Here is a 13,781-nt window from a genome sequence, read left to right on the forward strand (position 1 = left end):
GGGGGCCGGGGCCGGAGCCGCCGGACGCGGACCCGGACGCGGACCGGCACCCGGGGTGGCCGGCTTGGCGGCCGGACGGGGGGTGCTGTCACCGCTGGGCTTGGGGGCCGCCGGCTTGGCGGCACCGGACGGGGCGCTCTTGGGTGCGAGCGACTCCCGCAGACGACGCGCGACGGGTGCTTCCACCGTCGAGCTCGCCGACTTCACGAACTCGCCCTGCTCCTTGAGCCGCGCGAGTAGTTCTTTGCTCGTGACACCGAGTTCTTTTGCCAACTCGTGCACGCGGGCCTTGCCTGCCACTGCTCTCCTCACTCAGAGGTCGAGCGTGGCAGCCCCTGAGGAAGGGTTACCCGCACGACCTCGACTAATTCCGATGGCCGATCATCGCTTGGACTTCACGGTTTGCTCATGAGTGCTCGTGCCTGTTCTCTACGTAATGCTCCAGGGCTGAGATATCCAGATGTCCGGACACTCGTAGTGCTCTGCCGAATGCTCGGCGCCGAACTGCTTGGCTCAGACAAGACGAAGTGGGGTGCAACCAGGCACCCCTTCCGGGAAGTCTGTGCCGCGGATCCGGAACGATCGCAATGCTCTGCCCTTCGGCTTCACCTTGCGCCACGACCCGCATCAGATCGGCGGTCAGCTCGCGTTTCCGACATCCTACGCAGGTCCGGACGGGTGCTGATCTTGTTTGCACCCGCTCGGCGCGCAGAGAATCTGGAGACTCGCGCTGAGCCTGCGTCCACTCTACCGCTCCCACGTCCCGATCTCCGCATCCGTACCCATTGGAAGTTACCAAGCTGTCATCCGAAGGGTCTGTTTCACAAATTTCGGGACCGACCGGGGCGGACCTTTTCAGCAAGATCAGCCCCGGGCCGGTGGATCAGCTCCGATGCGCTTCGGTGCGTACGGAACCGGCCACATCGGGGGCCGCATCACTGCGAATGTCGATCCGCCAGCCCGTGAGCCGGGCCGCCAGCCGGGCGTTCTGCCCTTCCTTGCCGATCGCCAGCGAGAGCTGGAAGTCCGGCACCACGACGCGCGCGGCGCGCGCCTCGGGGTCGACGATCGTGACGGATACAACTTTCGACGGGGACAGCGCATTCCCGACGAAGGCGGCCGGATCCTCGGCGTAATCGATGATGTCGATCTTCTCGCCGGCCAGTTCGCTCATCACATTGCGCACGCGCTGGCCCATCGGGCCGATGCAGGCGCCCTTGGCGTTCACGCCCGGCACCGTGGACCGCACCGCGATCTTGGACCGATGCCCGGCCTCGCGCGCCACCGCCACGATCTCCACCGAACCGTCGGCGATCTCGGGGACTTCGAGGGCGAACAGGCGGCGCACCAGGTTCGGGTGGGTGCGCGACAGGGTGATCTGCGGACCGCGCGGGCCCCGGCTGACGCCGACCACGTAGCACTTGATGCGATCGCCGTGCTCGTAGGTCTCGCCCGGCACCTGCTCGGCGGGCGGGATGACGCCTTCGGCCCCATTGGCTTCCGAGCCGATGCGCACCACGACCGTGCCGCGGGCGTTCATGCGGGCGTCGCGTTGCACGACGCCGCCGACGATATCGCCCTCGTGCGTGGAGAATTCGCCGAAGCTCTTCTCGTTCTCGGCGTCGCGCAGGCGCTGCAGCACCACCTGGCGGGCGGTGGTGGCGGCGATGCGACCGAAACCCTCAGGCGTGTCGTCCCATTCGGAGATGACATTGCCGTCGGCGTCGACCTCGCGGGCCATCACCCGGACCACGCCGGTCTTCTGGTTGATATCGATACGCGCGTTGGGCTGATGCCCCTCGGTGTGCCGGTACGCGGTGAGCAAGGCGGACTCGATCGCGGAGATCACGGTCTCCATCGAGATCCCCTTGTCGGCGACGATCGCGCGCAGGGCTTCGATTTCGATGTTCATTCCACGATCCCTTCGGTCGGTGAATCGGACGCTGCGTCAACTTCTTCTGCTCCGGGAACCTCCTGGGCGCCCGGCTGGGGGCGGCCCGGCGCCACTCCCCCCGCCAGTTCCAGTTCGGCGGCGCCGGGCGGATTGAACTCCACCTGCACCACCGCGGACTGGATGTCGGCCAGCGGCACCGTCACCCGGTGTGGCTTCCGCTTGCCGCCGAGGACCAGCGCCACCTCCGCCTCGGAGAGGACGCCCACGCGGGCCTCGAACGCGGGTTTGCCCTTCTCCTCCGGTGATTCGGCGCCGGGGCGTAGGACGATCTTCACCTTGCGGCCCTGGGCGCGTAGCCAGTGCCGGGGCAGGGTGAGGGGGCGATCGATGCCGGGGGTGGTGACCTCCAGGAGGTAGGGGGTCTCACCGAAATCACCGGCCTCGTCGAGGGCTTCGGAGATATCCGAACTCAGATCCGCGACGGCGTCCAAACTCGCGGAGCCGTCACTGTCCACCGTCACCTTCACCTTGGCATGCTCGGTACCGGCAGCCGAAATCGCGACGCCTTCGAGGTCGAATCCTCGGCGTTCGACGAGCTCAGCAACTAGCTGGCTCACCCTTTCCTCGGTCGGCATCGGCATGTGGGGCGGCTCCTGGTTCAGTTGTGACGGGTTGAGTTGTCGGTATCGATCCTGGTCGGGCACGGTCGGCGGGCCGGGACGCACCCGTTGCCGGGCACGGTCGGCGAAATACCGGTCCGAAGGTCTAGCGTAACGCGCTGAAAGAGTGTAAAGGACCAGCCAACCTGCTCGAGTTCCGCATGGTCGGCTCGGCGGCCCCGGCGGCGTGTCCAGCGGCGACGCGCCCAGGGCGCGGGGCATCGACCGAGATCACAGCCTATCCGACGGCCCTGACGCGGCGAACCGGTCGCGACGGCTGGCACGATGTAGCCGTGTCCAGCGTGCAGAGCGGCCAGCGTGCCGGTGTCGGGGTCCCCGGGGACCGAACAGGGGTGGGCGAGTTCACCGTGGCGGTTGCCGCGCGACGTGCGGACGGGCGCGCGCGTGGCGCCGGTCTGGCGGGCGGGCGTGCGCACGCCGCCGGCGGCTCGGGTCACGCGGTCGATCGCCGGGGCATGTTCCGGCTGGCCGGCGGGGGCGCGCTGGCCGTCGCCGCGGTGGGCACGCTGAGCGCCTGCGCCGAGGACCACACCCCGGACACGCCGGATCCCCTGCTCGCGCAAGAGGAATCGGCTCGCTACGACGCGGCCGCCGCGACGGCCGCCATCGCCACCACCCCCGATCGCGCGGGCGCGCTGCAGACCATCGCCACCCAGCGCACCGCCCACGCCGATGCCCTGCGCACCGAAATCGACCGCGCCATCGGCGTTTACGGTGACGGCACCACCCCCAGCTACCGCGTCGCCCCGGTCACCCCCGTCATCACCGCGCCGCCCTCGGTCGCCGACCTGCGCACCCGCCTCACCACCGCCCAGCGCTCCGCCACCGACCTGGCCGTCCAGCTCTCCGGTTACCGCGCCGGCCTGCTCGGTTCGATCAGTGCCGCCTGCGCCACCCACGCGGGGGTCCTGCTCGCATGACCAATACCGATCAGCAGGCGCTCACCGACGCGTTGAGCGCCGAATACTCCGCGGTCTACGCCTACGGCGTCATCGCCGCCTACGCCAACCACGACCGCGACCGCCTGGTAGCCGAGTACACCGCGGCCCACCGCGCCCGCCGCGACGCCACCATCGACGCCCTGAAGAACCTCGGCGCCCCCGTCCCCGCCCCCGACGCCGCCTACACCACCCCCTTCGTCGTCGACGACCCCATCCCCGCCGCCAAACTCGCGGTCACCGTCGAATCCGACACCGCCGTAGCCTGGCACTCCCTCGCCGAACGCGCCGACTCCCCCGACCTCCGCCGCACCGCCATCGAAGCCCTCACCGAATGCGCTGTGCGCCTGGCCACTTGGCAATCCATCCTCGGCACCAACCCGGCGACCGTCGCATTCCCAGGCAAGGCCTGACCGGTCTGGTTCGATCCATCCGAATCGTTGTGACGAATCCCCCTGCGGTGGCGTTCCATCCGATCCGAGGGGGATTCGATGACAAGCAGCGAACGACGGACCGATTCGGCGTTCGCCGTCGGTAGCATGACCGATATGCCGACCCCGCCCGTCGAGCGACCCGACCTTCCGGAGTACATGACCTGGGAGCAGCTCGAGCGACTTCCTGAGGAGATCGCAGGGGATCCGAGCCTCCGACGTGCTGATCGCGGGAGAGGTCCTGTCGCCCTCGAATACGGAGCGCGACATCGAAGCCAAGAAGGCGCGCTACGCGCGAGCAGGCATCCCGTGGTACTGGGAGGTAGCGCTCGGGCGCAACCCACGTCGCATCGCGAGCGTCCGCGCCTACGCCCTGGAGGTCGGCCACGGTCAGCTTCCGCTGGGTGTCGCGCCGCTGCGACCAGCCAACTACATCATCGCGGGCGAATGGAAACAGCCTGGCACAGAAGCCATCAGCATCGACCACCCGTTCCCCATCCAGATCCCTTGGGCCGAGCTCGAATTCTGAACCGGGCTGCGGGACGGAGCCGGCGGACTGGGATATCGGATTGCTCGGCTGAATTCTTTTCGTAATTCCCGGTATGGTTGGTTCGGCGCAGCGGTGAGCGGATTGTTCTGGTGCGCAGTCAATTCCGGTGTGAATCGAGGAGATGCTGGTGGCTGTCGATGCGGCCCGGGAGGAAAAAGCACTGTCGCAGGCGAAGGATCGCCTGGTGGACGCCTATGCGGAGGCACATACGACGGAGCAGGTGGAGGCTGTTTTCGGGGCGGCTCGGAAGCGGTTCGACGGGCACAGGATTCGGGAATTCATTCCGATTCTGGTGGAGCGGATTGTGCGCCGGGAACTCGAACCGGGCGGTACGGATAATGTTGTGACGCAGGTCGATTCCGTGAATTCGGAAACAATTCCTGCGGGGGACGATTCGAATTCGAATTCTCGTCACCTGGACGCAACCTTCGGCCGGATGGGATTGGCTGCGCGGCAGTATCTTCCGGAGGCGCTGACGCGGCGGAAGTGGGCGCTGCCGGCGCTGGCGGGCGGCGTCGTGGTGCTGGTGGTGGCGGGGCTCGCGATCGCGGGCGGCGGGTCGGATTCGACGCCCGCGCCGGTCGCGGGGTCCACGGCGGTCACCACGGTGCAGGGTGTGGTCGGCTCGGAGAAGCTGGCGTTCTTCAATGATCCGAAGGTGGCGGAGGCGCTGGCCGAGCACGGCCTGAAGGTGGAGGTCGAACCGGCCGGGTCGCGGCAGATCGCCACCACCGTCGATCTCGGCAAATACGACTTCGCGTTCCCGTCGAGTGCTTCGGCCGCGGAACGGATTCAGCGGCAGCGCAATGTGAGCGCCAAGTACACGCCGTTCTCCTCCCCCATGGCCGTCGCCACCTTCAAGCCGATCGTGGAGCTGCTGACCGCGGCCGGTGTGGTCAAGCCCGGAGCCACCCCGACCCTCGATGTGGAGAAGTACCTGGCGCTCGCCGAGCGGGGCGTGCAGTGGGATCAGCTGGAGGGCAACACCAGCTACCCGGTGAAGAAGAACGTGCTGGTGTCCACCACCGATCCCCGCACCTCCAACTCCGCGGCCATGTACCTGGCGGTGGCGGCCTACGTCGCCAATGACAATGCGATGGTGCGCGGCGCCGCGGCGGAAGACCATGCGGTGGCCCGGGTTTCGCGCCTGTTCACCCGCCAGGGTTACACCGAGAACAGCACCGACGGCCCGTTCAAGGAGTACCTGGCCAATGGCATGGGCCCGACGCCGATGGTGTGGATCTACGAGGCCCAGTACGTGGACGCCGCCGCGCACGGTCAGCTGAAGCCGGACATGGTGCTGATGTATCCGTCGCCGACCGTGCTGTCGCAGCACACGGTGGTGCCGTTGAACGGCAATGGCGATCGCCTCGGCAAGCTGCTCGCCACCGACGCCGACCTGCAGCGGCTGGCCGCCGAGCACGGGTTCCGCCCGAACGACGCGAGCCTGTTCACCAAGGTGGCGACCCAGGCTCAGGTGCCCGTGGTGCCGAATCTGATCGACGTGGTGGACGCGCCGAACTACGACACCCTGGAGCACCTGCTGGACGGGGTGGCGAAAGCCTTCAACTGACCGGTAGCGGTTCGGGTTCCGGTGCGGCGGTGACTCGTTCGGGGCGCAAGGCCACGGCGAGCACCGCCGCACCCGTCAGCGCGAAGGCCATGGTCCACAGCGCGCCGACGTGCAGGGCGTGGATGAAGGCGTCGTTCGCGGCGACCGTCAGTTCCGGCCGGTGCAGCGTGGTCGCGGCGTGCCGGGCGAGTTCGGCGGAGGTCGCGGCCGGTTCCCGTGCCGCCGTGGGCAATCCGGGCAATGCGGGTTCGATGGCGCGCCGGTACACGATCGACATGATGGTGCCGCCGATGGCGATGCCCAGCACGCTGCCGGTCTGGCGCACCGTATTGGTGACCGCCGATCCGGCCCCCGCGCGTTCCAGCGGCAGGGTGGCCATGAGCGCGGCCATGAGCGAACCGATCACCATGCCGATGGCCGAACCCTGCACGATGAACACCACTTCCAGCCAGGCGATCGGCGTGTGCAGGCCCATGAGGGCGTAACTGCCCATGGCGAGCGCGGCGACGGTCAGCGCGGTCGAGGTGACCGTGCGCAGCGAGTAGCGCCGCGTCAGCCGTACCCCCAGCGGCCCGCCGATGATGACGCCGAGCGCGCTCGGTGCGGTGGCGAGTCCGGCGTCCAGGGCCGAGAATCCGCGCGCGCCTTGCAGATAGAACGCGCCGTAGAACCCGGCCGCGGTCATGGCGAGGAAGAGCAGTCCGAGCGCCGCGCTGCCGCCGCCGAAGACGCGCTCGGCGAGCAGGCGGGGATCGAAACTCGGCTGGGCGCTGCGGAGTTCGACGAGCACGAACGCGCCCAGCCCGAGCAGCCCGCCCGCGATGGGCAGCCACACGTCCGGGCGGCCCCAGTCGGCGACCTGTCCGGCGCGGATCAACCCGTAGGCCAGTGCGCCCAGTCCGGTGATGGACAGCAGCAGTCCGGCCGGGTCGAGCGGCCGCCGCACCGGGCTGCGGAAGTTGGGCACCAGCGCGGCGATTCCGGCCAGTGCGATCGCGACCACGGGAATGTTCACCAGGAAGATCGAGCCCCACCAGAAGTGGTCGAGCAGTACGCCCGCGAGCAGCGGCCCGGCGGCCAGCCCGACTCCGGCGGAGGTGGAGAACAGTCCGATGGCGGTGGCGCGGGCCGGTCCGGTGAAGGTCCAGGTGATGATGGCCATCGTGGGCGGCATGATGAGCGCGCTGCCCGCCCCCATGACGGCGCGCGCGGCGATGAGCTGCCCGGCGTCGCCGGAGTAGGCGGCCCAGACCGAGGCGGCGGCGAAGACGAGCAGTCCGGTGACCAGCACGGTGCGATGCCCGAATCGGTCGCCGAGCGCGCCTGCGGCGAACATGAGCGCGGCGAAGACGAGGGTGTACGAGCCGGTGGCCCATTGCAGTTGGGCCGGTCCCGCGCCGAGTCCGCGCACCGGATCGGCGAGGGTTTCCAGGGCGGTGCCGAGAATGGTGTTGTCGAGCCAGATGAGCAGGGAGGAAAGCAGGAGGACGGCGAGGATGAGCTGCTGCCGGGATTTGGGCAGCGTCGCGGGCGCGGTCATGAGCACCTTCGATATGATTGGCAAGAACCTGACAATCCACAGCATGGATGATTGTCAGGTACCTGTCAATTCTCTGGAGAGAGGTTGCGCGCGTTGGGGTCCCATCGTGGTGAGATCGGTTCGCTGACCTTCCTGGTCCGCAGCGTGTGGCTGGGCATGCGCACGGCCATCGCGGAGGTGCTCACCGAATTCGGGCTGTCCACCTCGCAGTTCGCGACCCTGATGATGGTCACCAAGCACCCGGGCATGTCGGTGTCCGATATCGCCCGCGAGGTGGGCAGCACCCGGCAGGCCGCCAATGAGATGCTCGGCGGCCTGGAGGCGGAGGGGTTGATCGAGCGGCGGCCCAACCCCGCCGACAAACGCAGTCATCAGATCCATCTCACCGCGGCGGGCCGGGAACGGTTCGCCGCGGCACAGGTGTCGGTGACGCGCCGCGAAGCGGAGCTGGAAGCCGGACTGGCGCCCGAGCAGCAGGCCGCCATCCGGTCCTGGATGACCGGGATCGCGGCGGCCTGCGCGGCGTCAGAAGACCGGCGGTAAACCGAAGGGGCGGAACAGGTCCGGGCCGCCCAGGAACACGGTGACCTTGTCGATGAACGAACCGTCCAGGGTCAGTACGTGAATCGAGTGCGGCCGGTGCACGCCCTCCTCGTCGCGCAGGTAGAACGCCACGGCCGGTTGGGTATTGGCGGCCGTGGGCACGCTGCGCCAGCGGTCCGGATCGACGCAGATCTTGGACGCGAAGAAGGTGATGACGTCGTCGCGGCCCGCGAACCACACCAGGGCGGGCGGCATCTCGAGCACGGCGTCATCGCGCAGCAGGGCGGCCAGTTCGTCCATATCGGCCTTGCCGAACACGTCCATGTACCGGTCGACGACGGTCCGCTCGGCAGGGCTCAGGGTTTCGGTCATGCGATCGAGCATCGGTGCCGCCTTGTCGAGTTGCGCGTGCGCGCGTTGCAGTGCGCTGTTCACCGCGGCGGGTGAGGTTTCCAGCAGGTCGGCGACCTCGGCGGCGGACCAGGCGAGCACATCGCGCAGGATCAGCACGGCGCGCTGCCGGGCGGGGAGCAGTTGCAAGGCGGCGACGAATGCCAGCCGCACTCCGCTGCGCGCCGCCACCACCGCCGCCGGATCCGCCGAATTGCCCAGCAGCGCATCGGGAATGGGTTCCAGCCAGGTGATCTCCGGATGTTTCTGCGGACGTTCGATCATGGTTTCGCTGGGTCCGACCAGCCCGGTCGGCAGCGCCCGCCTCCCCCGCTGCTCGAGCGCCGTCAGGCAGACATTGGTCGCGATGCGGTACAGCCAGGTCCGCAGCGATGCGCGGCTCTCGTCGAACTTGTCCGCCGCTCGCCACGCTCGCAGCAGGGTTTCCTGCACCAGGTCCTCGGCATCGTGAATGGATCCGAGCATGCGATAGCAGTGTGCGAGCAGCTCGGGCCGATGCACCTCGGTGCGAGTAGTGAAATCAGTTCCGGCGCTCATGGACCGCGAATCTACCGAGGATGCGGCGCGGTGGGGGTCGGTGACGCTCATGCGAAAGCTCCCGGGGAAGGTCGGATCGGTCGGCGAACAGGGCGATTCCCGGTCCCCGCTCACGCGGTCACGCTCGGTTCGTTCGCTGGAACGGGGCGCGGCGGAGCTACGCCGGGCGGGCTCGTGGCGGCCGGTGCGCCGGACGGGATCAGAGCGCCGATGATCGAGCCCAGCAGCGCGAGCAAGGCGGCGGCGGTGATCGCGGCGGCGAAGCCGTCGGTGAATCCGGCGGGTGAGGACATGGCGCCGACGGACGCGAAAACCGCTGCGGGGACGGCGATTCCGAATGCGCCGCCGAGCTGTCGGAGCGCACTGTAGGTGCCGGAGGCCGCGCCGACCGCGGGCATGGGGACCGCGCGCAGAACGGCACTCTGGGCGGCCGGAATCGCCATGGAGACGCCGACCCCGGAGAGTACGAACGGGGCGATGAGGGCCGGGTACGGCAGGTCCGGGCGGGCCATGAGCGCGATCCAGGCGTAGCCGAGCGCGTGCATGAGCAGGCCGAGCACGACCAGCGGGCGCTCACCGAAGCGGTTGACCTGCCGGCCCGCGATCGGGGCGACCAGGAACAGGGTCACCGTCCACGGGGCCAGGCAGAGGCCGGTGCCGAGGGGGCCGTAGCCGAGCACCACCTGGAGGTATTGGGCGAAGAAGAAGGCGCCCGCGAAAATCGATGCGGCGAGCAGGAATCCGGCCGCATTGCCCGCCGAGAAGGCGCGGGCGGCGAAGAAGCGCATGGGAATCAGCGGCGCGGGAGTGCGCAGTTCCCAGCGCACGAACCCGAGTAACGCCGCCGCGCCGAGGATGAACGCGGTCAGGACTTCAGCACTCCCCCAACCGGATTCGTTCCCCCGGATCAGGCCCCACACCACACCGAAGGCGGCGATGCTGACCAGCGCGATCCCAGCGTAATCCAATCGCCTTGCCTCCCCGAAGCTTTCGGAGAGCCGAGTCAGCACCAAAGGCACCAGCACCGCCCCGATCGGCACGTTCAGCCAGAAGATCCACTGCCAAGCCAGCCCCTGCGTGATCGCGCCACCGACGAGCGGGCCGCCCAATGTGGCCAATCCGGTGACCGCCGCGAAGATGCCGAGCGCCCGCGTCCGCTGCTCCGGCGGGAACGCCGCCGACAGCACGGCGATGGCCACCGGCATGACGGCGGCCGCGCCGATCCCCTGCACGGCCCGCGCGGTGATCAACCACCCCAGGCTCGGAGCCAGCGCGCAGCCCGCCGAAGCGACCGCGAACACCGTGAGCCCACCGGCGAGTATTCGCCTGCGCCCGTACCGATCCCCCAGTGCCGCCCCGGCCATCAGCAGCACCGCGAAACTCAAGTTGTAGGCATTGACGGTCCACTCCAGTTCCCCGAGCGAAGCGCCCAAATCCAATTGAATGGCATGCGTAGCCGTGGTGACGACCAGTGCGTCGAGCACGATCATCAACCCGGCGAGTGAAGTCAGCGCCAATACCCAGCGCTGCGAAGCGGTCATGGTCATGTCGGAAGTCCTCCTCCGAAGGGTGTCGGAGGTACATACCGGCGACCTCGCCGCGATTCATCGCAGTGGGAGCAGATTTCCGTATTCGCCTGTCATCCCGGAATGACGAGAGGGCCGGGCACCTATAGGTGCCCGGCCCGGATCGCTTTCGAAGGGTCAGCCGCGAATCTTGGCGACCACGTCGGCGACGGCGGTCTCGGCCGGGAGTTCCTCGGCGGTGCCGGCGAACCGGTCGCGGAGTTCGATCTTGCCGTCGGCCCAGCCGCGGCCGACGACCACGACGTAGGGCATGCCGAGGAGTTCGGCGTCCTTGAACTTGACGCCCGGGGAGGCGGTGCGGTCGTCGAGCAGGACCTCGAGGCCCATGGCGTCGAGTTCGGCGGCGACCTGTTCGGCGCCGGCGCGGGCGCCTTCGTCCTTGTTGGCGATGACCACGTGGACGTCGAACGGGGCGACTTCGCGGGGCCAGCGCAGGCCCTTCTCGTCGTGCATCTGCTCGGCGAGGACGGCGACCATGCGGGAGACGCCGACGCCGTAGGAGCCCATGGTGAGGCGGACCGGCTTGCCGTTCTCGCCCAGCACGTCGACCTCGAAGGCGTCGGTGTACTTCTGGCCCAGCTGGAAGATGTGGCCGATCTCGATGCCGCGGGCGGCCTCCAGCACGCCGCGGCCGTCGGGCGAGGGATCGCCGTCGCGGACCTCGGCGGCCTCGATGGTGCCGTCGGGGGTGAAGTCACGGCCGGCGACCAGGCCGACGTAATGCTTGCCGGGCTCGTCCGCGCCGGTGATCCAGGCGGTGCCGGACACCACGCGCGGATCGACCAGGTAGCGAACACCGTTGGCCTGCAGCGCCTTCGGGCCGATGTAGCCCTTGACCAGCCACGGGTTGGCCTTGAAATCGGCTTCGTCGAGCAGTTCGACCTCGGCGGGTTCGACGGAGGCGCCCAGGCGCTTGTCGTCGACCTCGCGGTCGCCGGGGACGCCGATGCCGAGGATCTCGGTCTTGCCGTCGGGGTAGCGCAGCTTGACCATGACGTTCTTGAGGGTGTCGGCGGCGGTGACCGGACGGCCCAGCACCTTGTCGATGCCCGCGCCATTGGCCCAGTCGACCAGGGTGGCGATGGTCGGGGTGTTGGGGGTGTCGTGCGCGACGGCCTCGGCCTGGCCCTCGATGGGGAGTTCCGGCGGCGCGGCGGTGACCACGGCTTCGACGTTGGCGGCGTAACCGGATTCGCGGCAGATGACGTAGGTGTCCTCGCCGACGGGGCTGTCGGCCAGGAACTCCTCGGACGCCGAACCGCCCATGGCGCCGGAGGTGGCGGCCACGATCACGTACTTCACGCCCAGGCGATCGAAGATCTTCTGGTACGCCTCGCGGTGGGCGTTGTAGCTCTTCTTCAGGCCGTCTTCGTCGAGATCGAAGGAGTAGGAGTCCTTCATGATGAATTCGCGCCCGCGCAGGATGCCCGCGCGCGGGCGGCCTTCGTCGCGGTACTTGGTCTGGATCTGGTACAGCGTGACCGGCAGGTCCTTGTAGGAGTTGTACTCGCCCTTCACGGTGAGCGCGAACAGCTCCTCGTGGGTGGGGCCGAGCAGGTAGTCCTGGCCCTTGCGGTCCTTCAGGCGGAACAGGCCGTCGCCGTATTCGGTCCAGCGGTTGGTGGTCTCGTACGGTTCGCGCGGCAGCAGCGCCGGCAGCGAGATCTCCTGCGCGCCGATGGCGTTCATCTCGGCGCGCACGACATCCTCGACCTTGCGCAGGGTGCGCAGGCCGAGCGGCAGCCACGAGTACACGCCCGGGGCGATGCGACGCACGTAACCGGCGCGGACCAACAGCTTGTGGCTGGGCACCTCGGCGTCTGCGGGGTCGTCACGCAGGGTGCGCAGGAACAGGTGCGAGAGACGGGTGATCACGGCTGAACAGCGTAGCCGCTGTTCGCGGCATATCCGAAAGGCATTACTGTTTCGCCTCGTGCTGGTGCTGCTGCCTCCTTCCGAAACCAAGTCCGACGGTGGCTCGGGCGGTCCGCTGGATCTGGATTCGCTGTCGATGCCGCAGCTCACGGCGGTGCGCGAGAGACTCGTCACGCAATTGACGAAACTCGCCGCCGATCCCGACGCCTCGCGCACCGCGCTGGGTCTGGGCAAGGGGGCTGACGCGGAGATCGCGCGCAATGCCGCGCTGCGTTCCTCTCCGACGCGCCCGGCGCTGGATCGCTATACCGGGGTGCTCTACGACGCCCTCGACGCCGCCTCGTTCACGAAGGCGCAGCGCGCCAAGGCCGAAGCGCGGCTGGGCATCGGCTCGGCGCTGTTCGGCGTGGTGCGCGCGGGCGATCCGATCCCGGCGTATCGCCTGTCCGGCGGCTCGAAGCTGCCCGGTCTGCCCACCTTGCAGGCGGTCTGGAAGGAAGTGCTGCCCGAGGCGCTGCGCGCCGAGACCGGCGACGAGCTGACCGTGGACCTGCGCTCGGGCACCTACCAGAACCTGGGCCGCATCCCCGGCGCGGTGACCGCGACCGTGCTCACCGAACGCCCCGACGGTTCGCGAACCGTGGTGAGCCACTTCAACAAACACCACAAGGGCCTGCTGGCCCGCGCCCTGGTGCTGTCCCGCAGCGAACCCGCCGATATCAAGGGCCTGGCCAAGATCGCCGAAAAATCCGGTCTCCGAACCGAGATCGCTTCCCCCACCGAGCTCCTCATCCTCACCTGAGCCTGGTAGAAGTGAAGCGTGGAACCCATGGATCCTGAACTGGTCGAGCTGGCGAGCAAGATCTTCGACCTGGCTCGCAGCGGTGACGCGGTCACCCTGGCCCAATACCTCGACGCCGGCGTACCGGTGAACCTGACCAACGAGAACGGCGACACCCTCCTCATGCTGGCGGCGTACTACGCCCACCCCGCAGCGGTGAACGTGCTCCTCGAACACAAAGCCGACCCCAACTTCGGCAACGACAAGGGCCAAACCCCACTCTCGGGCGCGGTCTTCAAGGGCGAAGACGAAATCGTCAACGCCCTCCTCGCCGCCGGCGCCGACCCGAACGCCGGCGCCCCCTCCGCCCGCGACGCCGCCGAAATGTTCGGCCAAACCAAATACCTGAAGCTCTTCGGCTAGCCACGATCCGGCCGGATCG

General features: G+C 68.6%; 15 protein-coding genes and 1 pseudogene. 8 read left to right on the forward strand and 8 right to left on the reverse strand.

Features of this window, described 5'->3' with window-relative positions:
* The 4 genes from NY1_RS36835 to rimP form a co-directional block, all read right to left on the reverse strand.
* A partial coding sequence (locus tag NY1_RS36835) for a translation initiation factor IF-2 N-terminal domain-containing protein (protein ID WP_174567258.1) occupies nt 1-300 on the reverse strand: 300 nt, incomplete at its 3' end.
* Nucleotides 301-406: 106 nt separating this feature from the next.
* Nucleotides 407-760 (reverse strand): YlxR family protein, encoded by a 354-nt coding sequence (locus NY1_RS42415; protein WP_157762717.1) that lies wholly within the window; start codon nt 758-760, stop codon nt 407-409.
* 123 nt (nt 761-883) lie between these two features.
* A complete protein-coding gene (nusA, locus tag NY1_RS36840; RefSeq protein WP_067721831.1) occupies nt 884-1,912 on the reverse strand; it encodes a transcription termination factor NusA in 1,029 nt (342 codons plus the stop codon).
* Nucleotides 1,909-2,535: a ribosome maturation factor RimP gene (gene rimP / locus NY1_RS36845; RefSeq protein WP_067721837.1), complete on the reverse strand. Its 627-nt coding sequence runs from the start codon at nt 2,533-2,535 to the stop codon at nt 1,909-1,911. The genes nusA and rimP overlap by 4 nt, the downstream gene beginning before the upstream one ends.
* Nucleotides 2,536-2,846: 311 nt before the next feature.
* On the opposite strand from rimP, the gene NY1_RS36850 reads away from it, so the two are divergent.
* The 5 genes and pseudogenes from NY1_RS36850 to NY1_RS36865 all read left to right on the forward strand — a co-directional run bounded on the left by NY1_RS36850 (nt 2,847) and on the right by NY1_RS36865 (nt 6,066).
* On the forward strand, nt 2,847-3,494 hold the full coding sequence (locus NY1_RS36850) for a hypothetical protein (protein WP_233434649.1): 648 nt from the start codon (nt 2,847-2,849) through the stop codon (nt 3,492-3,494).
* The gene (locus tag NY1_RS36855) at nt 3,491-3,925 is read left to right on the forward strand and encodes a ferritin-like domain-containing protein (protein WP_067721838.1); all 435 of its coding nucleotides are present in this window, start codon (nt 3,491-3,493) and stop codon (nt 3,923-3,925) included. Before NY1_RS36850 ends, NY1_RS36855 begins: the two co-directional genes overlap by 4 nt.
* A gap of 238 nt (nt 3,926-4,163) precedes the next feature.
* Nucleotides 4,164-4,472 (forward strand): Uma2 family endonuclease, encoded by a 309-nt coding sequence (locus tag NY1_RS36860; RefSeq protein ID WP_067721839.1) that lies wholly within the window; start codon nt 4,164-4,166, stop codon nt 4,470-4,472.
* A 142-nt stretch (nt 4,473-4,614) separates the two neighbouring features.
* Nucleotides 4,615-4,800, forward strand: a pseudogene (locus tag NY1_RS45585) (three-helix bundle dimerization domain-containing protein); the annotation flags it as partial.
* Nucleotides 4,801-4,929: 129 nt separating this feature from the next.
* A complete protein-coding gene (locus NY1_RS36865; RefSeq protein WP_067721938.1) occupies nt 4,930-6,066 on the forward strand; it encodes a hypothetical protein in 1,137 nt (378 codons plus the stop codon).
* Here the strand turns inward: NY1_RS36865 and NY1_RS36870 are convergent.
* Complete coding sequence (locus tag NY1_RS36870; protein ID WP_218028537.1) at nt 6,059-7,630, reverse strand: MFS transporter; 1,572 nt, start codon at nt 7,628-7,630, stop codon at nt 6,059-6,061. The two genes, NY1_RS36865 and NY1_RS36870, sit on opposite strands and share 8 nt — an antisense overlap.
* A 69-nt stretch (nt 7,631-7,699) precedes the next feature.
* Here NY1_RS36870 and NY1_RS36875 point away from each other — a divergent pair, with 69 nt between their 5' ends.
* Nucleotides 7,700-8,149, forward strand: coding sequence for a MarR family winged helix-turn-helix transcriptional regulator (locus NY1_RS36875; protein ID WP_067721844.1), 450 nt, complete (start codon nt 7,700-7,702; stop codon nt 8,147-8,149).
* On the opposite strand, the gene NY1_RS36880 is transcribed toward NY1_RS36875, so the two are convergent.
* The 3 genes from NY1_RS36880 to NY1_RS36890 form a co-directional block, all read right to left on the reverse strand.
* Nucleotides 8,132-9,097, reverse strand: a complete 966-nt coding sequence (locus tag NY1_RS36880; RefSeq protein WP_067721846.1) for a sigma-70 family RNA polymerase sigma factor — start codon at nt 9,095-9,097, stop codon at nt 8,132-8,134. The genes NY1_RS36875 and NY1_RS36880 overlap by 18 nt on opposite strands.
* Nucleotides 9,098-9,207: 110 nt before the next feature.
* Complete coding sequence (locus NY1_RS36885; RefSeq protein WP_067721848.1) at nt 9,208-10,644, reverse strand: DHA2 family efflux MFS transporter permease subunit; 1,437 nt, start codon at nt 10,642-10,644, stop codon at nt 9,208-9,210.
* Between the two features lie 156 nt (nt 10,645-10,800).
* Nucleotides 10,801-12,558, reverse strand: coding sequence for a proline--tRNA ligase (locus tag NY1_RS36890; RefSeq protein WP_067721850.1), 1,758 nt, complete (start codon nt 12,556-12,558; stop codon nt 10,801-10,803).
* Between the two features lie 58 nt (nt 12,559-12,616).
* Between NY1_RS36890 and yaaA the strand changes: the two genes are divergently transcribed.
* Together yaaA and NY1_RS36900 are read left to right on the forward strand one after the other, a co-directional pair.
* Complete coding sequence (gene yaaA, locus NY1_RS36895) at nt 12,617-13,360, forward strand: peroxide stress protein YaaA (RefSeq protein ID WP_067721851.1); 744 nt, start codon at nt 12,617-12,619, stop codon at nt 13,358-13,360.
* Between the two features lie 27 nt (nt 13,361-13,387).
* Nucleotides 13,388-13,762 carry an ankyrin repeat domain-containing protein gene (locus tag NY1_RS36900; RefSeq protein ID WP_067721852.1) on the forward strand — a complete coding sequence of 125 codons (375 nt, stop codon included), beginning with the start codon at nt 13,388-13,390 and terminating at the stop codon, nt 13,760-13,762.
* The last annotated feature ends 19 nt before the right edge of the window (nt 13,763-13,781 follow it).

Source organism: Nocardia yamanashiensis NBRC 100130, assembly GCF_001613325.1.
GTDB classification, from domain to species: domain Bacteria; phylum Actinomycetota; class Actinomycetes; order Mycobacteriales; family Mycobacteriaceae; genus Nocardia; species Nocardia yamanashiensis.

Bases quoted from the DNA above. Each gene is read 5' to 3' on its own strand.
- nusA (WP_067721831.1), bottom strand. From the start codon at position 1,912: ATGAACATCGAAATCGAAGCCCTGCGCGCGATCGTCGCCGACAAGGGG.
- rimP (WP_067721837.1), bottom strand. From the start codon at position 2,535: ATGCCGATGCCGACCGAGGAAAGGGTGAGCCAGCTAGTTGCTGAGCTC.
- NY1_RS36855 (WP_067721838.1), top strand. From the start codon at position 3,491: ATGACCAATACCGATCAGCAGGCGCTCACCGACGCGTTGAGCGCCGAA.
- NY1_RS36865 (WP_067721938.1), top strand. From the start codon at position 4,930: ATGGGATTGGCTGCGCGGCAGTATCTTCCGGAGGCGCTGACGCGGCGG.
- NY1_RS36880 (WP_067721846.1), bottom strand. From the start codon at position 9,097: ATGAGCGCCGGAACTGATTTCACTACTCGCACCGAGGTGCATCGGCCC.
- NY1_RS36885 (WP_067721848.1), bottom strand. From the start codon at position 10,644: ATGACCATGACCGCTTCGCAGCGCTGGGTATTGGCGCTGACTTCACTC.
- NY1_RS36900 (WP_067721852.1), top strand. From the start codon at position 13,388: ATGGATCCTGAACTGGTCGAGCTGGCGAGCAAGATCTTCGACCTGGCT.